The organism is Agromyces ramosus (assembly GCF_030817175.1).
Classification (GTDB): Bacteria; Actinomycetota; Actinomycetes; order Actinomycetales; family Microbacteriaceae; genus Agromyces; species Agromyces ramosus_A.
This window is the reverse complement of sequence record NZ_JAUSYY010000001.1, coordinates 2,570,218-2,587,650: the sequence shown is the minus strand read 5'-3', so window position 1 is coordinate 2,587,650 and position 17,433 is coordinate 2,570,218. Positions and strand designations below refer to the sequence as shown.

The 17,433-nt window shown below is 64.5% G+C and carries 17 protein-coding genes and 1 pseudogene; 7 read left to right on the top strand and 11 right to left on the bottom strand.

Annotation, left to right across the window (positions count from 1 at the left end; genetic code table 11):
* Window positions 1–69: 69 nt before the first annotated feature.
* Window positions 70–1,202 (top strand): annotated as a pseudogene (locus QFZ26_RS12115) (IS30 family transposase).
* 554 nt (window positions 1,203–1,756) lie between these two features.
* On the opposite strand, the gene QFZ26_RS12110 reads toward QFZ26_RS12115, so the two are convergent.
* Window positions 1,757–2,152 (bottom strand): hypothetical protein, encoded by a 396-nt coding sequence (locus QFZ26_RS12110; RefSeq protein ID WP_307042422.1) that lies wholly within the window; start codon window positions 2,150–2,152, stop codon window positions 1,757–1,759.
* Between the two features lie 562 nt (window positions 2,153–2,714).
* Here QFZ26_RS12110 and QFZ26_RS12105 point away from each other — a divergent pair.
* The gene (locus tag QFZ26_RS12105; RefSeq protein ID WP_307042420.1) at window positions 2,715–3,350 is read left to right on the top strand and encodes a hypothetical protein; all 636 of its coding nucleotides are present in this window, start codon (window positions 2,715–2,717) and stop codon (window positions 3,348–3,350) included.
* A gap of 529 nt (window positions 3,351–3,879) precedes the next feature.
* On the opposite strand, the gene QFZ26_RS12100 is transcribed toward QFZ26_RS12105, so the two are convergent.
* Window positions 3,880–4,788, bottom strand: coding sequence for a helix-turn-helix transcriptional regulator (locus tag QFZ26_RS12100; RefSeq protein ID WP_307042418.1), 909 nt, complete (start codon window positions 4,786–4,788; stop codon window positions 3,880–3,882).
* Between the two features lie 122 nt (window positions 4,789–4,910).
* On the opposite strand from QFZ26_RS12100, the gene QFZ26_RS12095 reads away from it, so the two are divergent.
* From QFZ26_RS12095 to QFZ26_RS12085, 3 genes are all read left to right on the top strand, one after another.
* Window positions 4,911–5,756: an SDR family NAD(P)-dependent oxidoreductase gene (locus QFZ26_RS12095; protein ID WP_307042415.1), complete on the top strand. Its 846-nt coding sequence runs from the start codon at window positions 4,911–4,913 to the stop codon at window positions 5,754–5,756.
* A 116-nt stretch (window positions 5,757–5,872) separates the two neighbouring features.
* Window positions 5,873–6,628, top strand: coding sequence for an SDR family oxidoreductase (locus tag QFZ26_RS12090; protein WP_307042413.1), 756 nt, complete (start codon window positions 5,873–5,875; stop codon window positions 6,626–6,628).
* Between the two features lie 423 nt (window positions 6,629–7,051).
* The gene (locus tag QFZ26_RS12085) at window positions 7,052–7,513 is read left to right on the top strand and encodes a hypothetical protein (RefSeq protein WP_307042411.1); all 462 of its coding nucleotides are present in this window, start codon (window positions 7,052–7,054) and stop codon (window positions 7,511–7,513) included.
* Window positions 7,514–7,714: 201 nt separating this feature from the next.
* On the opposite strand, the gene QFZ26_RS12080 is transcribed toward QFZ26_RS12085, so the two are convergent.
* Together QFZ26_RS12080 and QFZ26_RS12075 are read right to left on the bottom strand one after the other, a co-directional pair.
* Window positions 7,715–8,209 (bottom strand): hypothetical protein, encoded by a 495-nt coding sequence (locus QFZ26_RS12080; protein WP_307042409.1) that lies wholly within the window; start codon window positions 8,207–8,209, stop codon window positions 7,715–7,717.
* A gap of 258 nt (window positions 8,210–8,467) precedes the next feature.
* Window positions 8,468–8,878: a hypothetical protein gene (locus tag QFZ26_RS12075; RefSeq protein WP_307042407.1), complete on the bottom strand. Its 411-nt coding sequence runs from the start codon at window positions 8,876–8,878 to the stop codon at window positions 8,468–8,470.
* A 45-nt stretch (window positions 8,879–8,923) separates the two neighbouring features.
* Here QFZ26_RS12075 and QFZ26_RS12070 point away from each other — a divergent pair, with 45 nt between their 5' ends.
* Window positions 8,924–9,439: a hypothetical protein gene (locus tag QFZ26_RS12070; protein WP_307042405.1), complete on the top strand. Its 516-nt coding sequence runs from the start codon at window positions 8,924–8,926 to the stop codon at window positions 9,437–9,439.
* A 337-nt stretch (window positions 9,440–9,776) separates the two neighbouring features.
* Here QFZ26_RS12070 and QFZ26_RS12065 read toward each other — a convergent pair whose 3' ends face one another.
* The 6 genes from QFZ26_RS12065 to QFZ26_RS12040 all read right to left on the bottom strand — a co-directional run bounded on the left by QFZ26_RS12065 (window position 9,777) and on the right by QFZ26_RS12040 (window position 15,720).
* Window positions 9,777–10,520 carry a hypothetical protein gene (locus tag QFZ26_RS12065; protein WP_307042403.1) on the bottom strand — a complete coding sequence of 248 codons (744 nt, stop codon included), beginning with the start codon at window positions 10,518–10,520 and terminating at the stop codon, window positions 9,777–9,779.
* Window positions 10,521–10,618: 98 nt separating this feature from the next.
* Complete coding sequence (nrdF, locus tag QFZ26_RS12060) at window positions 10,619–11,641, bottom strand: class 1b ribonucleoside-diphosphate reductase subunit beta (RefSeq protein ID WP_307042401.1); 1,023 nt, start codon at window positions 11,639–11,641, stop codon at window positions 10,619–10,621.
* A gap of 61 nt (window positions 11,642–11,702) precedes the next feature.
* The gene (nrdE, locus tag QFZ26_RS12055) at window positions 11,703–13,808 is read right to left on the bottom strand and encodes a class 1b ribonucleoside-diphosphate reductase subunit alpha (protein WP_307045067.1); all 2,106 of its coding nucleotides are present in this window, start codon (window positions 13,806–13,808) and stop codon (window positions 11,703–11,705) included.
* A 26-nt stretch (window positions 13,809–13,834) separates the two neighbouring features.
* A complete protein-coding gene (nrdI, locus tag QFZ26_RS12050) occupies window positions 13,835–14,257 on the bottom strand; it encodes a class Ib ribonucleoside-diphosphate reductase assembly flavoprotein NrdI (RefSeq protein ID WP_307042399.1) in 423 nt (140 codons plus the stop codon).
* Window positions 14,258–14,317: 60 nt separating this feature from the next.
* The gene (nrdH, locus tag QFZ26_RS12045) at window positions 14,318–14,551 is read right to left on the bottom strand and encodes a glutaredoxin-like protein NrdH (protein ID WP_026481845.1); all 234 of its coding nucleotides are present in this window, start codon (window positions 14,549–14,551) and stop codon (window positions 14,318–14,320) included.
* 392 nt (window positions 14,552–14,943) lie between these two features.
* Window positions 14,944–15,720 (bottom strand): class I SAM-dependent methyltransferase, encoded by a 777-nt coding sequence (locus QFZ26_RS12040; protein WP_307042396.1) that lies wholly within the window; start codon window positions 15,718–15,720, stop codon window positions 14,944–14,946.
* A gap of 245 nt (window positions 15,721–15,965) precedes the next feature.
* On the opposite strand from QFZ26_RS12040, the gene QFZ26_RS12035 reads away from it, so the two are divergent.
* Window positions 15,966–16,763 carry an alpha/beta fold hydrolase gene (locus tag QFZ26_RS12035; protein ID WP_307042394.1) on the top strand — a complete coding sequence of 266 codons (798 nt, stop codon included), beginning with the start codon at window positions 15,966–15,968 and terminating at the stop codon, window positions 16,761–16,763.
* Between the two features lie 37 nt (window positions 16,764–16,800).
* On the opposite strand, the gene QFZ26_RS12030 is transcribed toward QFZ26_RS12035, so the two are convergent.
* Window positions 16,801–17,376 (bottom strand): HhH-GPD-type base excision DNA repair protein, encoded by a 576-nt coding sequence (locus QFZ26_RS12030; protein WP_373460717.1) that lies wholly within the window; start codon window positions 17,374–17,376, stop codon window positions 16,801–16,803.
* Window positions 17,377–17,433: the final 57 nt, after the last annotated feature.

Sequence of the window (17,433 nt, the reverse complement as noted above, 5' to 3'; positions counted from 1 at the left end):
AAACCATGGCGGTCTCAGCCCATCAACGCATCACCTTCCGGAATGATGACCGGTTGGAGGTAGCGAGCGATGGCGTTCTCGATCGAGGAGGAAGACGAGCTGTGGAAGCGTTGGCGTGAGGGTGATTCGGTCCGACTGATCGCACGGGTGCTGAAGTGTCATCCGTCGAGTGTGCAGTCGTGCCTGGGCCGAAGTGGCGGAGTACGCCCGCCCCGGCGACGTCGCGCGATCGCGCATCTCACCGCGAACGAGCGTGAGGAAGTGTCCCGCGGCCTCGCCGCCGGCTTGTCTGCACGCACGATCGCGCGGCAGCTCGGCCGGTCGCCGTCGACGATCTCCCGTGAGATCCGACGCAATGGCGGTCGCGCCTCCTATCGCGCCACGGCCGCGGACGCCGCCGCAACTCATCGTGCTCGGCGGCCGAAGCCGACCCGGCTCGGCACCGATCCCGCACTCCTTGCCGTGGTGCGTTCGAAACTCGAGCAGGACTGGTCGCCCGAACAGATCGCTGCCTGGCTGCGAAGACAGCACCCAACCGATCGGGCCCGGTGGATTTCGCACGAGACGATCTACCGGTCCATCTACGTCACCGCCCGCCAGGAACTCGGCGCACGAGCAGCGCGCCACCTGCGGTCAGGCCGGTCAGTGCGGCGGCCGCGCCGGGTCCGGTCCTCGCACGGGCGAGGGCGCCTGCGGAACATGACCTCGATCCACGCCCGGCCCGTCGAAGTGCTCGAGCGTGCCCAGATCGGTCACTGGGAGGGCGACCTGGTGATGGGCAAGCGTCCCTCAGCCGTCGCCACACTCGTCGAGCGGCAGACCCGGTTCGTGCGCATCGTGCCTCTCCCGAACGGGTACAAGGCCGACGCCGTGCGCCGGGCGGTGGCCGGGGACCTTCGATTCTTGCCGCCCACGCTCAGGCGATCGCTGACCTGGGACCGCGGCCGGGAGATGGCCGAACATCAGGAACTGGCCGCCGACCTCGACCTGCAGGTGTACTTCTGCGATCCGAAGAGCCCATGGCAGCGCGGATCGAACGAGAACGCGAACCGGCTCCTCCGGCAATACCTCGCCAAAGGCGACGACCTGAACCGGTTCTCGACGACATCGCCGAACGCATCAACACCCGACCGCGCCGCGTCCTCGAATGGCGGACCGCGCAGGAGCTCTTCCAACCGCGACTCGAAGCATGGGAACCGTAGGGGATGCTTGACCGGCCGGACACCAGGCAGCCCCGCTTCTAGGGTTACAGCCGCGCGGTCATCTGGGCACGGCGACCGTGGCGTATGGGTCCCATCTCGGAGCTAGGAACTTCCGATCCCCGTGTCCCGCGAAACATCCGCCGCATATGCGCGCCCCATCGCCTCAGCATGCGACGCATCTCCGTGGAACTCAGAGTGATGCGCGCTAAGCGAACGATTCCGCCGATCGCGCACGATGAGGAGCACCGTCGCTACGACACCGAGCACGACGATTACAAGCAGCGCCCCAGCTACCCACTCCATCGCGGCCCTCCGCTTCCGTTTGAGCACACGATATCAGCGGTGTCGTGTCGTGAGGGGTGGTAGGAGACAGCCTCAGACCCACTCGCAACGTACGAGGGTCAGAAACGATCGCGGTCTCAACCGATCAACGAGTCAACCTGACACCGACGTGTTCCCAGACGCTGTCTTAACCTTGATGCATCGGGTGGTGCACTGATCGGTTGAGACCGCCATCGATTCTGCTCGGCTGCGGGCAGATTGGGTCGGCGCGATTAGGGCTTGTAGACGTTGGTTGTGAGCTTGGTCTTCTCTTTCGGAGCCGGCATTCCATCTGCCCGCACCTCATACGAGATCGGGCTCATCCCGACCTTGAATGAGTCACCTTCGCTGCACCCCAACAACCAATCCTCGGCTGTGGCATACGCAAGGAGGCATGTCTGCGTCAGGTCGCTGCTTCGCACTAGGTATAGCTCACTCCCAGCGTCCTCGCCCGCCAGGCGAGCAGTTTCTGGGCTCAAGGTGTCCAAGGCATCCTGCGGCAGATCGGCGGGAAGCGCATCGCTCGCCTCCGCCGGACGTTCGAAGATCGCGTAGGTCGGCAAGTCAGAAGTGCAAGCAGTGAGAAACGTGACACTGAGCATGGCGACCGTCATCGCTGTTGCGGTCATCGGGTGTCTTGGGCTGGAAGTCATTGTCTACATCGTATCCCCGCATCGGCAATTTATTCCCTGTTTACTTAGCAATCTTTATGTGGAAGATTGACTCCCACTTCACAACGAAGTGGATGGAGAAAAATGCAAACAACAGTCACTCCTCGCCCTCGTGGGCGCTCTCGTATGATCTACGGGCTTGCAGTCGCGTTTGGCATAACTGTGGGCAGTATCGGCGGTGTCGGGGTTGCGCAAGCAACAACCCTTGAATACGTCACCAACTTGCAGACCGCCGAGGGCATATCCCGGGTGAGCTCAACGTATAACCCTGTTAGGGGCGGCCAGACCCGTGTCGGAGTCGGTTTGCAGGGGTGGTTGAACGTCCAGTCTTACGGCATGTCAAGGGGACCAAGTGGCGTATTGGGTTCGGTCCAGTCCGGCCCTAATGTCTGGACGACTTGGAGCAACGTCGCACCCGCCCAGGGCTACACCATGGTGTGGTGGAACTGGCCGCCGGTCGAGTCGATCCCCTACAATTTCCCGCTCTCCGGCAGAGTCACCTACTAGAAGGGATTGAACAATGCACAAGTTGATTAAGACCTTCGGCATCACTGCAGGGCTGTCTGGCGCTATGGTGGCAGGAATCGGTATCGCTGCGATAGTTGGTTTGCCTGCGGCAAGTGCGGGGGTAGCAGCGTCAGCGGCCGACCAAGTGAAACCGGCATCCTCGGTGCTCGCTGCACTCGGTTCGTCCGGCCGCCCGATCGATGCGCTTCCGGAGCGTGACCGGAAGACCGCCAGTGAGGATCATGGTGAGTCTGGCATCGACCTATCATCGACCCGCTTCCTTGGGAAGAACGGTGCGGCGTCATACTGGGCTGGTGAAGACTATTCAGGCAATGTCTGCCTAGTGGTCTCGCTCTCCAAAGGCGGCATGTCGAGTGGCTGCACCAAGGTAGAGGACTTCATAAGTCATGGCGTTGCGCTCAAGTACGAAGTTCCCGGATCAGGGGAATACTCGGAGGCGTACCTCTTTCCTGACGGCGTCGAGCCGGTGACACCGGATGCCTCGCTGAGGCCGCTCGGAACGAACCTCCTCGTTGGTGACACACGGGGCATGTCCGCCGAAAAGCGTGCCAACAACATCCAATCAAAAAAGCAACCCGACTTCGTGATGGGTCTGCTTGAACCTGCCGGGATGCCGAACGAAAGATAGATCGGCTAAGGGTGAATGTGGGTGGTGCTGCGGCTGCAACACCACCCACATTCCTTGCCGTTCTTCGGACCCTCGAAGCGCGATGAGCACGCCTGGAATCGTGCAATTCTGCGGTTTGTGGATTACTTCGGTCGGGCGCGTTGACAGCAGGCGTCGTGATCGGCGTGCGGGGCAAATGATTCCCGTTCGCGTCACAGTGTCGGCGCACAGCTCCGACTGATCGAAGGAGCGTGCCGGCCGAGCTCCGCCCCGATCTGCGATCTGCAGCCGCTCCGATGGCACACCGCTGCCCGACGACGTCTCCACGGACCTGACCGAGAACGTATCGGTCAAGACGGAGTAGATCGATCCGTCACCAGTCGGTGCGTGTCGCGCGAGCTCGAACCAGGTCAGGGTCAGAAACGATCGCGGTCTCAACCGATCAACGAGTCAACCTGACACCGACGTGTTCCCAGACGCTGTCTTAACCTTGATGCATCGGGTGGTGCACTGATCGGTTGAGACCGCCATCGTTTGTGACTACCGTGTCTCACTCGTGGGCGACTGAGTCGGGTTGTGCCGGTTCCTGGATGGGGTTCTCGTGGCTGGTGGGCGCTGTCCAGTTGGCGAGGAGTTGGAGCTTGTCGTGTGATGTGGAGCCCGGCTCGGCCGTGTAGGCCAGCATCAGCAGGCCTGGTGCGCTGGTGACCTGAAGGCCTTCGAATGAGAGGGCCATGTCGCCGACGAGGGGGTGGTGGATCTCCTTGCGCCCGGTGCGGTGCTCGCGGACGTTGTGCGATGCCCAGAGCGTGCGAAAGGTAGCGCTGCGGGTAGAGAGCTCACCGATGAGGTTGCTCAGGCTGCGGTCGTGCGGCGCGCGGCCGGCCTCGCTCCGGAGAATGGCCACGGTTTGCCGTGCGGCCTCGTCCCAGTCGAGGTAGAAGTCCTGAGACCGCGGATCGAGAAACACGAACCGTCCGAAGTTCGGGGGTTTCAGCGGCTGCAGAAACATCTCGGAGTACACCGCTTGGCCCAGGCCATTTGCTGCAACGATGTCGCCCCGGCCGTTCTGGATGACGACGGCGACGTCCTTCATGGCGTCGATCATCTGTCGAACACTTGGTGCAATCTGTTGCGCCCTGGCGGGGCTGCGACGACGGGCCGTTCCCGGGCTCGCGTTCGCGGCCCTGACGAGGTCGTGCAGGTGGGCGTGCTCTGCGTCATCGAGTTGCAAGGCGCGGCTGATGCCATCGAGGACTGCTTCGGAGACTCCGGCGGCGTTGCCTCGCTCGAGGCGGGTGTAGTACTCAACGCTGATACCGGCTACGAGGGCGACCTCTTCGCGTCGCAGGCCCGCGACGCGGCGGCGACCTCCGAAGTCGGGGAGCCCGGCTCGTTCGGGGGTCAGCCGGGCTCGGCGAGTGATGAGGAACTCGCGGATCTCGCTGCGGCTGTCCATGCTTCGACGGTACGCCGATCTGTGTCGGGTAGGGGGTCCCTGGTGTTAACCGGATACGTAGGGTCTGCCTCGTGTGTGGGAAGCCGCGTTCACTGGAATCACCGACACGGAAGGGGTCACCGATGAGTGACAGCAAGGTTTGGTTCATCACCGGCGCAGCACGCGGCATGGGCGTCGACATCGTCAACGCGGCACTGGCCGCCGGCCACTCGGTGGTCGCTACCGCCCGCGATGCGGCACGCGTCACGGAAGTCTTCGGCGAGCGGGAGAACCTGCTTCCGGTCGCGCTGGACATCACCGATGAGAACGCCGCGCAGGCCGCCGTGGATGCCACTGTTGCGCGCTTCGGCCGGATCGATGTGCTCGTCAACAACGCGGGCTTGTTCTACGCGGGGTTCTTCGAGGAGATCAGCCCGGAGCAGTTCCGCCACCAGATGGAGGTGAACTTCTTCGGCCCGCTGAACGTCACCCGCGCCGTCCTCCCGGTCATGCGCAACCAGCGCAGCGGCCAAGTCGTCACGTTCAGCTCGACCGCGGGCCTGATCGGTCAGGAGTTCGTCGCCGCGTACTGCGCGTCGAAGTTCGCGCTCGAGGGCTGGATGGAATCCATCCGCTTCGATCTCGCCCCGTACGGCATCACCACCACGGTCGTCGAGCCCGGGTTCTTCCGCACCGAGCTGCTCGTCGAGGGGTCCTCGACGCTGTGGCCGGAACTGTCGATCCCCGACTACGCCGACCGCACGAAGGCGACCATCGAGGGATGGAAGAGCGTGAACGGCAAGCAGCCCGGTGACCCCGCCAAGCTCGCCGCCGCGCTGATCTCCGTCGTCGACCGCGACGAGCCGCCGCTGCGGTGGCTCGCCGGAGCTGACGCGGTCCAGATCGCGGAGCAGAAGGGCAACGACCTTCGCGCACAGGCGGACGCGTTCCGTGAACTGTCGACCTCCCTCAACCACAACGACGCCTAAGAACTCGCACGCCTCAATCCGTTGCCCCGGCACGGCGTCATCTGGCCCCGTGCCCTCACCACCCAGCCGCGCCCCTGCGGCTCGACGTCGACGCATGCCAAGAAGAAGGACCCTCAATGAAGCTGACCGGAACCGTCGCTCTCATCACCGGCGCCAGCAGTGGCATCGGCCGCGCCACCGCCGTGCACCTCGCCCAGCAGGGCGCGGCCGTCGCTCTGGTCGCGCGCCGAAAGGACCGGATCGACGAGCTCGCCGCGGCGATCGAGGATGTCGGCGGCACCGCCTACGCCATCCCCACCGACATCACCGACCGCAGCCAGGCAGAGGCCGCCGTCGCACAAGCGGTCGAACGTTTCGGCCGGCTCGACATCTTGGTGAATAACGCCGGCTACATGATCCTCGGCACCGTCGCGGACGCCGACCTCGACCAATGGGACCGGATGATCGCAGTAAACCAGCAGGGCCTGCTGTACATGACCAAAGCCGCGCTCCCGCACCTGCAGAACGCGGCCGGCGAGCATCCCCGTCACGTCGCGGACATCGTGAACGTCTCCTCCATCGCCGGCCGAACCTCGTTCCCCACAATGGCCGCGTACAACATGACGAAGTTCGGCGTGAACGGCTTCAGCGAAGCCCTCCGCCAAGAACTCGCAGCCGGCCACCTCCGCGTCGGCGTTCTCGAACCCGGCAAAGTGGACACCGAACTCGACTCCCACAACAGCGACGACATCCTCGCCGACATCGAGAAGAACTTCGGCGGCTTCAAAATGCTCGACCCCGAAGACATCGCCGACGGGGTCGCCTACATGGTTACCCGCCCCCGGCACACCGCTATCGGGGAGCTGTGGATCATGCCCACCGAACAGGGCTGACCCCCGGGCGCCAAAGCAGGACAGCGCCCGGAGCATCACAAACGATGGTTTTTGACCCGTCGTATCGAGGTGGTCAGAACCATGCGGGGCCTCCGAGGAAGACCCCTGATTCTGCCGTCCCGGACTCCATTGCGCCGCGCGCGGTCGAAACTCGGGGTTTCGAACGTTTCTGGCGCCACGTCGAATCAGCAGTCACCCGGCGCCCACTAGCCGGTCCCTTGCCGGGCCGCTTCGTGCGACGTTCCTCGGGCGTCATCGAGTAGTACTTGGTCAGGGAGGGAACACGGCAAGGCCTCATCGACGAGGCTCAGGCGGGCAAAGTGACGCGTGTGATGACGGGGTCCGCCTTACCAACGACAGCGGCCGTTATCGCGGTCCCGGCGACCCCCGCATGTGGGCTTCTTCCGCGGTCGCGTAACCGTCATGATGAATCGACTCGACAGGGAGAGCCAGCGTCTGATGCCTTACCAACCATCGAAACGCAACTCCGACGAGCTCCCATTGGTCTGGCGGGTGCTAACGGTCGTGGGGATCCCTGCGTTGATCTTGGTCGTCTTCAACGTGTGGTCAGGCGGGGAAATCTTCCGATTCATCGAGCTTGCTGCTTCAGATGAGTCGGGTGGAGGCCCGACCGATCAGGCATACGTTGCACCCGAGTCGGTCATAGAGGATCCGACGCAGAACGAGATTGAAGATGCGATGTCGGGGGCGTGGGATTGCTTCTACGAGCCGTCCATGAACAACGACTGGCACGACGACGTGATCTGCCGCAACGGTGTTGAGTCGTTCCGCCCGATCCTGCTCGCCGAGTCCGGCTTCGTCACCGAGGACGAAATGCGTGCGGCTGGCGACGCCTACGAGGCCGAGGTGAACGCCGGCCGCTAGAATTACCAGGTTGGGGATCCGGTTGCGGAACGGCTCGAGGATCCTTCGCGGTTACCGACGTCGTGGCGTCCGCTGCGGCCGCCGATCTTGGGCAGCTTCAGTCGGTGCGATGCCTCATGCTTCACCACTGCACCTACAGGCGAAAACAGCTACGTGCCGGCCTGAGTCGCCTGCGCAATGGTCGCGGCGATTGACGAAGGGTCAGTGCGTCGAGATCCATTCCTGAAAGTGTCCGCATGGTTCTTCGGAGCTCTTGCCGTCGGTATAGAACCAGTCGCCGCTGAGATCATCCCACGGGACAGCGGCGAAGAAGATGGTCAACGCGTCGCTGTCGTTCCGGATGCTAACACTGAAGTCCTCCCCATCCAAGCGCGTTCGGGGCGAGGGGTCGATGATGGCGCTCATGCCCGGGAGCTCGTCTCCTACGCGGAGGACTGACCCTGGTTCGATCGTCGTCGATCCCTGCAGGTCGGTCAGTGTCAGCCAGTCACCGTCGGTCTCCGAGTTCCGGACACCGACATAGATGCGCTCGGCCGTGATGGCTTCGCACACGGCTAGCTCCAGGTCAGCTCCGTGCTGCCGGATTGCTGCGGCCATTGGCGGTTGGAGGCGAATCGGTGCGCAGCCTGCCATCACAACCCCGACGGCGATCACGAGCGCTCCGATCGCCAACGCCTGCCGTCTGTTCACCAGCATGGATCGTTCCCGCCGGCGAAGCCTGCCCTGCCTTGAACAGATTTCGGCATTGGTCCCGTCCTCACATACTCCGGAAATGCTGAACAACGAACACTTCGTTTGCTCAGTATCGCCTGTTGGAAGGAGTGACGTTGTTCGTGTCGAATGAGACCGGAATCTGCGATCGCAGTCGAGGTGTGGTGCGGGTGTCCGGTAAGGGGATCGACCTCCGGTGCAATTCAGGTCGCATCGGCTCGGGTGGCCGATTGCGCACCGTGGTCAGGGCGCGGCGGGCGGGCGAGTGTCGCCGCTGATGTCGTCGTCATGTGGCCCGCCGTCCGAGGCATCTGCGAGGAGCAGTTCCGTCTGCACCCGACGGTAGCGGGCCATGACGGCTGAGGCCTTCGTCGCCGAGATGAGGAACACGATCAGGCAGATGACCGCAGTGAGTAGCGCGAGTGCAAAGACCACTCCGATCGGGTGCCGTTTCAGGTCCTCGATGGTGCCCCAGAATTCGTGGAGGATGTCGTATGTTCGTCGGCCGAAGAGGAACGCGTCGGCTCGCTGGAACGTCGCGGCAATGTGGTCGCGGGTCGTGTCGTCACCCGCTCCCCTCGCCCATCCGCCGCGTTCGAATCCCCCCTCGAGGTCTTCAACAGTTGGGCCGCCGTTACCCTGACACTCCGTCAAGAGTGAGCTGCGTGATCGTCGTAAGTTTCATTGGTTTGGTTCTCCATGACTTCGGCACCCACATTGGGGGCCATTCATGAAGTCAACGAACGACTTCGCGCGAATCCGACACCACTCGAAAAACCTGTTCAGACAAGAAGCCTCACCGCGGGCACTCCGGATCCCGGCATTGACGACCTCACCAGCGCGCTGGACGTGGAATGGCACCCGGGCCCGGCTGTTGTCGAACGAGAACGAGCTGCATTCGCTGCCCGATACGCACTGCGCGGCACACGCCCGCGCTTCGTGACGTCGGGCCTCTACCCCGCGTCCACGTGGTGGAACGTTCGTCCGGCACTCGAACGGACTGGGAACAGCTCGGCCGCCCGCTCTCCTCGAGCGACGACAACCTCATCATCCTCGCGCTCCGCGCCCAAACTCCGCGGCGCGTTCATCAAGGGCGGCGACGAGCTTGCGCATCTCTTCATGCAGATGCTCGGCATCGCGATCGCTGTAGTGGAACGTGCTGAAGACCTTTGCCACGAGATCCTTCCCCCGTTCCTACTGGTGAGCACCGCGTGACGCAGGCCGCGACCTGCGTCTCGCGGTTTGCCTATTCTCGTAACACCCGCCCGCGAAAGTGCCCGGTGAAGCGGCCTCAAACGCCACAGCCTCAAGACTCTCATCGACTGCGAATCCTCGACGCCGACTGCCAGCAGTAATAGTTCCAAGAACGCTGACGTGATGCTCCTGAGAGGTCGCACGCCTTTCGACTAGGCTCGGCCTGGCTGACCAGTTCGAGTCCCTTCTGGAACTTGTAGCCGATGTAGTACCCGTGCCGATGACGTATGACGAGCCCGAGCTGCTGACGAAGCGCGGCTCCTCCGCGTTCGACGACAGCGCTGAGAGATCCGGTCTTTCAGCGAAGGCTGAGCGCGCGATCCCAACTCTCGAAGCGGCGCTGTGCGACGATCGTGCTGAGCTCCTTACGCAACTCGGGGTGCTCGATGTAGAAACGCACCGCACAGTACACGAGCACCGCGTCCTGCTCGAAGACACCCGCGGTGAACTCCAATGGCTCGGCTCCACCGATGCGACGAATGCTGACGCGAGAGTGGATCTGCGCCTCGACGCCGCTGATCGTCTCCCATGGCACCCATCGCACACCGGCGACCAGATACCGCGCCACGCCATGACGACTGAGGGTGAGTCCGACCGGGATCCTACCGAAGGAGGTGTTCTTTCGGTCGAGCACGAGTTGGAGCATCCCGGCCCCAACAGGCACGAAGCAGAGCGCGAGCAACGGAACGAACAGGAACAGCCACCAGAGGCCACCGGATGCGCCCAGCACGCCCGGCATCGCCAGCCCGAGCAGCACACCGGAGCCGAGCCCGGTCAAGGTCAGCCACAGCACGCTCCAGACCCGCACTGGGCGTTCACGGCAGAAGTGCACCCAGTCGTCGACCGGCCGCACCGTGGCTCGGCCGAGCGTCACGGCATTGATCAGCTGCGGAGGACTCCGACGCACGGCGAAGAGGCCGAATGCGGTAGCGGCCAGCGCCAGCAACCCGAAGAGCACGGCGAGCACGACACCCCACACCGGCGACCCCACCGTTGTGAGCAGCGCTGAACCAATGCCGGCCGCCACCGCGAGACCACCCACCGCCCACACCACCGGCGTCGGGAAGTACTGCGCGTCCGGCAGCCACCCTTCAGGCGCAGGATACGGGAGCGTCTCGAGGGTCGGATCGGTTCCGTTCGTCAGAAGTCCCAGTCCTCATCCTCGGTAACCACGGCCTTGCCGATCACGTACGAAGAGCCCGACCCCGAGAAGAAGTCGTGGTTTTCGTCGGCGTTCGGTGACAGCGCCGAGAGGATCGCCGGGTTCACGTCGGTGACCGATGAGGGGAACATCGCCTCGTAGCCGAGGTTCATGAGGGCCTTGTTGGCGTTGTAGTGCAGGAACTTCTTGACGTCTTCGGTGAGGCCGACGCCGTCGTAGAGGTCTTGCGTGTACTGCACCTCGTTGTCGTAGAGCTCGTAGAGCAGCGAGAACGTGTAGTCCTTCAGCTCGTCGCGCTCGGCCTGGCTGACCAGCTCGAGTCCCTTCTGGAACTTGTAGCCGATGTAGTAGCCGTGCACGGCCTCATCGCGAATGATGAGGCGGATCATGTCGGCCGTGTTGGTGAGCTTCGCCCGCGACGACCAGTACATGGGCAGGTAGAAGCCCGAGTAGAACAGGAAGCTCTCGAGCAGGGTCGAGGCGACCTTACGCTTCAGCGGCGAGTCGCCCTGGTAGTACTCCATGACGATGGAGGCCTTCTTCTGCAGGTTCTCGTTCTCGACCGACCAGCGGAACGCCTCGTCGATGTCTTTCGTCGAGCACAGCGTCGAGAAGATCGACGAGTAGCTCTTCGCGTGCACCGACTCCATGAACGCGATGTTCGTGTACACCGCTTCTTCGTGCGGGGTGAGCGAATCGGGGATGAGCGAGACCGCGCCGACCGTGCCCTGGATGGTGTCGAGCAGCGTGAGGCCCGTGAAGACGCGCATCGTGAGCGTCTGCTCGTCGGGCGTGAGCGTGTTCCACGACTGGATGTCGTTCGACAGCGGCACCTTCTCGGGCAGCCAGAAGTTGTTGACGAGACGGTTCCACACGTCGACGTCTTTCTCATCCTGGATCTTGTTCCAGTTGATGGCGTTGACGTGCGTGACCAGCTTGAGCTTGCCGCCGACGTGCGCCGGGTCGTTCTTCGCCGAGTTCACCGGGTCTGTGAGGGTCATGTCTGTCAGTCCTTCTGAGCGGATGTCGCGTGGCTACGAGTCTTCAAAACGAGCGAGCTGCTCACAGCATGCAGGAGACGCACATGTCGAGCTCCGTGCCCTCGAGCGCCATCTGCCGGAGGCGGATGTAGTAGATGGTCTTGATGCCCTTCTTCCACGCGTAGATCTGCGCGCGGTTGATGTCGCGGGTGGTCGCCGTGTCCTTGAAGAAGAGCGTGAGCGAGAGGCCCTGGTCGACGTGCTGCGTCGCCGCGGCGTAGGTGTCGATGACCTTCTCGTAGCCGATCTCGTAGGCGTCTTGGTAGTACTCGAGGTTGTCGTTCGTCATGAACGCCGCCGGGTAGTAGACGCGGCCGAGCTTGCCCTCTTTGCGGATCTCGATCTTCGACGCGATCGGGTGGATCGACGCCGTCGAGTTGTTGATGTACGAGATCGACCCGGTGGGCGGCACGGCCTGCAGGTTCTGGTTGTAGATGCCGTGCTCCTGAATGGACGCCTTCAACTCGACCCAGTCGGCCTGCGTGGGCACGTGAACGCCGGATGCGTCGAACAGCTCTTGCACCCGAGCGGTGGCGGGCGCCCACGGGGCATCCGTGTACTTGTCGAAGAACTCACCCGACGCGTACTTGGAGTCGGCGAAGCCGTCGAAGGTCTCGCCGCGCTCGATGGCGATGCGGTTCGAGGCGCGCAGTGCGTGGAAGAGCACCGTGTAGAAGTAGATGTTCGTGAAGTCGATGCCCTCTTCGCTGCCGTAGAAGATGCGCTCGCGGGCGAGGTAGCCGTGCAGGTTCATCTGGCCGAGGCCGATGGCGTGCGACTTGTCGTTGCCGTCTTCGATCGAGCGCACCGAGGTGATGTGGCTCATGTTCGACACCGCGGTGAGGCCACGGATGGCGGTCTCGACGGTCTTGCCGAAGTCGGGCGAGTCCATGGTGAGGGCGATGTTCAGCGAACCGAGGTTGCAGCTGATGTCCTTGCCGATCTCGTTGTACGAGAGGTCTTCGTTGTACGTCGTCGGCGTGTTGACCTGCAGGATCTCGGAGCACAGGTTCGACATGTTGATGCGGCCCTTGATGGGGTTGGCCTTGTTCACCGTGTCCTCGAACACGATGTAGGGGTAGCCGCTCTCGAACTGGATCTCGGCGAGGGTCTGGAAGAACTCGCGCGCGTTGATCTTGGTCTTCTTGATGCGCGGGTCGTCGACCATGGCGCGGTAGTGCTCGGTGATCGGCACGTCGCCGAACGGCTTCTTGTAGACCTTCTCGACGTCGTACGGCGAGAAGAGGTACATGTCTTCGTTGTTCTTCGCCAGCTCGAACGTGATGTCGGGCACGACGACGCCGAGGCTCAGCGTCTTGATGCGGATCTTCTCGTCGGCGTTCTCACGCTTGGTGTCGAGGAAGCGCAGGATGTCGGGGTGGTGCGCGCTGAGGTACACGGCGCCCGCGCCCTGGCGTGCGCCGAGCTGGTTGGCGTAGCTGAAGCTGTCTTCGAGCAGCTTCATGACGGGGATGATGCCCGACGACTGGTTCTCGATCTGCTTGATGGGCGCACCCGATTCACGGATGTTGCTGAGCGAGAGTGCGACGCCACCGCCACGCTTCGACAGCTGCAGCGCCGAGTTGATGCCGCGGGCGATCGACTCCATGTTGTCTTCGATGCGGAGCAGGAAGCACGAGACGAGCTCGCCGCGCTGCGCCTTGCCCGTGTTGAGGAATGTGGGCGTGGCCGGCTGGAAGCGGCCGCCGATGATCTCCTCGACGAGGTCGACGGCGAGCTGCTCGTCGCCCTGGGCGAGACCGAGCGCGGTCATCACGACGCGGTCTTCGAAGCGCTCGAGGTAGCGCTTGCCGTCGAACGTCTTGAGCGTGTAGCTCGTGTAGTACTTGAACGCGCCGAGGAAGGTCTCGAAGCGGAACTTCTTCGAGTAGGCGAGGTCGTTGAGCTTCTGGATGAAGTCGAACGAGTACTGGTCGAGCACGGCCTGCTCGTAGTACTCCTTCTCGACGAGGTAGTCGAGCCGCTCCTTCAGTGAGTGGAAGAAGACGGTGTTCTGGTTGACGTGCTGGAGGAAATACTCGCGCGCCGCCTCTTTGTCTTTGTCGAACTGGATCTCGCCGTTCGGACCGTAGAGGTTGAGCATCGCGTTGAGGGAGTGGTAATCCATCCCCGTCGACACACGTGGTGCATCGATCACTGCGACACCGTCTGTAGCTGCTGAGTTCGCCAAAATGCGTCCAATCCATCGTCGACGGCGCGAACGTCGTCAGGGGTTCCGAATACTTCGAAGCGGTAGAGGTGTGGCACCCCGGTCTTGGCGGCGATGATGTCGCCGGCGAGGCCGAAGGCCGTACCGAAGTTGGTGTTGCCGGCGCTGATCACGCCGCGGATGAGTTCACGGTTGTGCGGGTCGTTGAGGAAGCGGATGACCTGCTTGGGCACCGCGCCGTGCCCGTCGCCGCCACCGTAGGTCGGAACGACGAGCACGTACGGCTCGTCGACCCGAAGCGCTTCGTCACGCGCATACAGGGGGATGCGGGCCGCCGGGCGGCCGAGCTTCCCGATGAAACGCTTCGTGTTTCCCGAGACGCTCGAGAAATACACCAGGTTCGTCATGGTTCATCCTTCGCGCTGCGTTCTCTTTCCGGCCGACTCCCCCGAGCGGCCGGAAGGCCGCTATGCGAGGCGTGAGGCGAGTTCGTCGATCTTGTCGGGGCGGAATCCTGACCAGTGGCCTTCGTCGGTGATGACGACCGGCGCCTGCAGGTAACCGAGCTCTTTGACCTGCGCGAGGGCGTTCTCATCGACAGACAGGTCGAGCACTTCGTACTCGATGCCCTTGCTGTCGAGGGCGCGATAGGTCGCGTTGCACTGGACGCAGGAAGGCTTGGTGTAAACCGTTACCGTCATTGTTTTCCCCTCGTTCTCCGGGCTCCCGAGGGAGCTCGCCCCCAGTACCTCACTGGACTTCTAATACTACATCTAGTGCCTGTGGAACTCGACTGCCACAACATGATGTAGTTACATTCGTGTAGTTATCCACCGGGTTTTCCACCGGTTGTGAACAACTCGCGCTGCGCTGATCGGCGGATTCTCGGGCCTCGTCTTCGGGTTATCCACAGGTGCCTCGTTCGAAGAATCTCGACCTGTGGACGGATGCCGGGCGTGTCGCGGCGTGTCGCCCGGCACGAGCCCTTGGGCCGTTTCGGCCCGCCGACCCCTACATATGGTGTTGTGACTCCAACGATGCCACCCACCGACATTCCGGCGGATGCCGCGCGCTGCGCGTCGCTCGCGCGCGCTCAGTCGTCGCCGGCTTGACGGTCGCGTCCCACGATGTAGCGGAAGGCGTTGCGCAGCAGGTACCCGCCGCCCGCGGTGCGGAACGGACGCGCGGCTCCGACCACCACGTCGCGCACGGAGGCCATGGTCGCCGCATCCTCGCCGAGCAGCACGCCGCGCACGAGCGTCTCGTCGTCGGGCACGCGCCACGGCGTCTCGACGAGCCCCGCGGCATCCACCGTGAGACCCGCCTTCGCGAAGAGCGCCTCGAGCCCGCCCGCACGCCGGTAGTCGCCACCAGGCGTCGGCTCTTCGCCCGCCGCGCGGGCGACCGCGGCCTCGACGGTGTCGAGGTCGTTGACCGCGTCTTCGGCCCAGTTCGCGATGCCGATGCGGCCACCCGGCTTCAGCATCCGCACGGCCTCGCGGAGCGCCGCCACTCGCGCATCGGTGTCGCCCGCGAACTGCAGCGCGTTCACCGCGGTGACCACGTCGAAGGTCGCGCCCGGCCAGGGGAGCGCGCTGAAGTCGCCCTCGCGGACGTCGGCGTTCGGGAGCGCCCGCCGCGCGACGGCGACCATTCCCGGCGCCGGGTCGACCCCGGCCGCTTCGACCCCGAGCCCGGTGAGCAGGGCGAGGAACTCGCCGCTGCCGCATCCGACATCGAGCACTTGCATTCCGGCACGGATGCCCGCGTGCGCGACGAGCGCGCGTCTGGCCGGATCGGCGAAGCCACCCCAGAGCTCGGCCCAGCTCGCCGCGACGCCCGACCAGCCGTCGGGATCGGCCCCGTTCACGCCGCCCTCCCAGCCCGCGACGTCGCCCGCGTGTTCATGCCAGCAACCTAGCGCCTCGCCCCGACAGCCGCCCGCGGCTGCCGCGGGCGCATCGAGAGTGCGCGTCGTGTCGCTTCGCGGACGCCGAAGCGACACGACGCGCACTCTCGGCGACTCGTCCCCCGCGGCGACCCGAGCACGCGCCGACGGATGCGGCCGTCGCACGTGCTGGGTAGCCTGACCCCCAACGGGGAGTGAGGACTCTGATGACCGAATACGTGACATCCGCCGACGGCACGCGCATCGCGTTCGACCGCGTGGGATCCGGACCGCCGGTCATCCTCGTGATCGGGGCGATGCAGTTCCGCGCGTTCGACCCCACGACCACCGAGATGGCGACGGCGCTCGCGAGTCACGGCTTCACGGTCGTGCACTACGACCGGCGCGGCCGCGGCGAGAGCCCGGCCGATCCCCCGATCACCCTCGAGCAGACGCTCGACGACCTGCGTGCCCTGGTCGCCGACGTCACCGAGGGCGCCGACGACGCGGTCGCACTGTTCGGCAGCTCGTCGGGTGGTGCGATCTCGCTCGCGGCGGCGGCATCCGGAATGCCCATCTCGAAGCTCGTGCTGTGGGAGGTGCCACTCAGCGAGGAGCTCGGCGGCGACGGGGCGGAGTTCCTCGCGGGCCTGCGCGAGCGCATCGCGGCGGGCGACGGCGACGCGACCATCGAGTACTTCATGAAGGACATGCCGCGCGAGTGGCTCGAGGGCGCCAAGGCCGGCCCCGGCTGGCCGATCATGACGGCGATGGGGCCGAGCCTCGAGCCCGATGCCGAGGTACTCGCGTGGACGCAGAGCGCCCCGCGTGCCGAGCTCTTGGCGGACGTCACGCAGCCGACCCTCGCGCTCATCGGCGACGAGACGCTCGACTTCATGGTGCCCGCCGCCGAGTCGATCGTCGCCACACTGCCGAACGCGCAGCTGCGCACCATCCCGGCGGCCGAGCACACGTGGGAGCCGAAGCAGATGGCCCTGACGATCGCGGAGTTCCTGGTCGACTGAGCGGATGCCGCGGGCGGGGGATGCGCGCCCGCCGGCGTCAGGCCTTGGCCGACTTCGCGGCGGCCTTCGCCGCCTGCTTCGTCGCCCGCACCTTCGTGAGCGACTCGGCGTCGACGATGTCGGCGACCGAGCGGAACGCGCCCTCGTCGCCGTAGTGACCGGCGGCCTCGCGCCATCCACTCGCCTGAAGTCCGCATTGCTTGCCGAGCAGGGCCAGGAAGATCTTCGCCTTCTGCTCGCCGAAGCCCGGCAGCTGCTGCAGCCGGCGCAGCACCTCGGCGCCGTCGGGGTGACCCTTGGTCCAGATGGCGGATGCCTCGCCGCCCCAGTCGCTCTGCACCGCCTCGGCGAGCGCCTGCACGCGGCCCGCCATCGAGCCGGGGAAGCGGTGCACCGACGGCCGCTGCTTGAACACCTCGATGAACGCCTCGGGGTCGTAGCCGGCGATCGTGGCCGGGTCGATCGCGCCGACGCGCTCGCGGATCTTCTCGGGCCCCGCGAACGCCGTCTCCATCGGCACCTGCTGGTCGAGCAGCATGCCCGTCAGCAACGCGAATGCGTCGTCGCTCAGCAACTCGTCGGCCTTGGGGTCTCCCGTGATGTGCAGTGCCATGGGTTCCATATTGTCACCGGGCAGTGAGAGAGTCACGATGAACCGACCGCTCAGAAT

What these genes read in the sequence shown, in the direction of transcription:
- QFZ26_RS12110 (WP_307042422.1), bottom strand. Translation starts at nt 2,152, where the DNA reads ATGACCGCAACAGCGATGACGGTCGCCATGCTCAGTGTCACGTTTCTC.
- QFZ26_RS12105 (WP_307042420.1), top strand. Translation starts at nt 2,715, where the DNA reads ATGCACAAGTTGATTAAGACCTTCGGCATCACTGCAGGGCTGTCTGGC.
- QFZ26_RS12100 (WP_307042418.1), bottom strand. Translation starts at nt 4,788, where the DNA reads ATGGACAGCCGCAGCGAGATCCGCGAGTTCCTCATCACTCGCCGAGCC.
- QFZ26_RS12095 (WP_307042415.1), top strand. Translation starts at nt 4,911, where the DNA reads ATGAGTGACAGCAAGGTTTGGTTCATCACCGGCGCAGCACGCGGCATG.
- QFZ26_RS12090 (WP_307042413.1), top strand. Translation starts at nt 5,873, where the DNA reads ATGAAGCTGACCGGAACCGTCGCTCTCATCACCGGCGCCAGCAGTGGC.
- QFZ26_RS12085 (WP_307042411.1), top strand. Translation starts at nt 7,052, where the DNA reads ATGATGAATCGACTCGACAGGGAGAGCCAGCGTCTGATGCCTTACCAA.
- QFZ26_RS12080 (WP_307042409.1), bottom strand. Translation starts at nt 8,209, where the DNA reads ATGCTGGTGAACAGACGGCAGGCGTTGGCGATCGGAGCGCTCGTGATC.
- QFZ26_RS12070 (WP_307042405.1), top strand. Translation starts at nt 8,924, where the DNA reads ATGACTTCGGCACCCACATTGGGGGCCATTCATGAAGTCAACGAACGA.
- nrdF (WP_307042401.1), bottom strand. Translation starts at nt 11,641, where the DNA reads ATGACCCTCACAGACCCGGTGAACTCGGCGAAGAACGACCCGGCGCAC.
- nrdE (WP_307045067.1), bottom strand. Translation starts at nt 13,808, where the DNA reads ATGGATTACCACTCCCTCAACGCGATGCTCAACCTCTACGGTCCGAAC.
- nrdI (WP_307042399.1), bottom strand. Translation starts at nt 14,257, where the DNA reads ATGACGAACCTGGTGTATTTCTCGAGCGTCTCGGGAAACACGAAGCGT.
- nrdH (WP_026481845.1), bottom strand. Translation starts at nt 14,551, where the DNA reads ATGACGGTAACGGTTTACACCAAGCCTTCCTGCGTCCAGTGCAACGCG.
- QFZ26_RS12035 (WP_307042394.1), top strand. Translation starts at nt 15,966, where the DNA reads ATGACCGAATACGTGACATCCGCCGACGGCACGCGCATCGCGTTCGAC.
- QFZ26_RS12030 (WP_373460717.1), bottom strand. Translation starts at nt 17,376, where the DNA reads ATGGCACTGCACATCACGGGAGACCCCAAGGCCGACGAGTTGCTGAGC.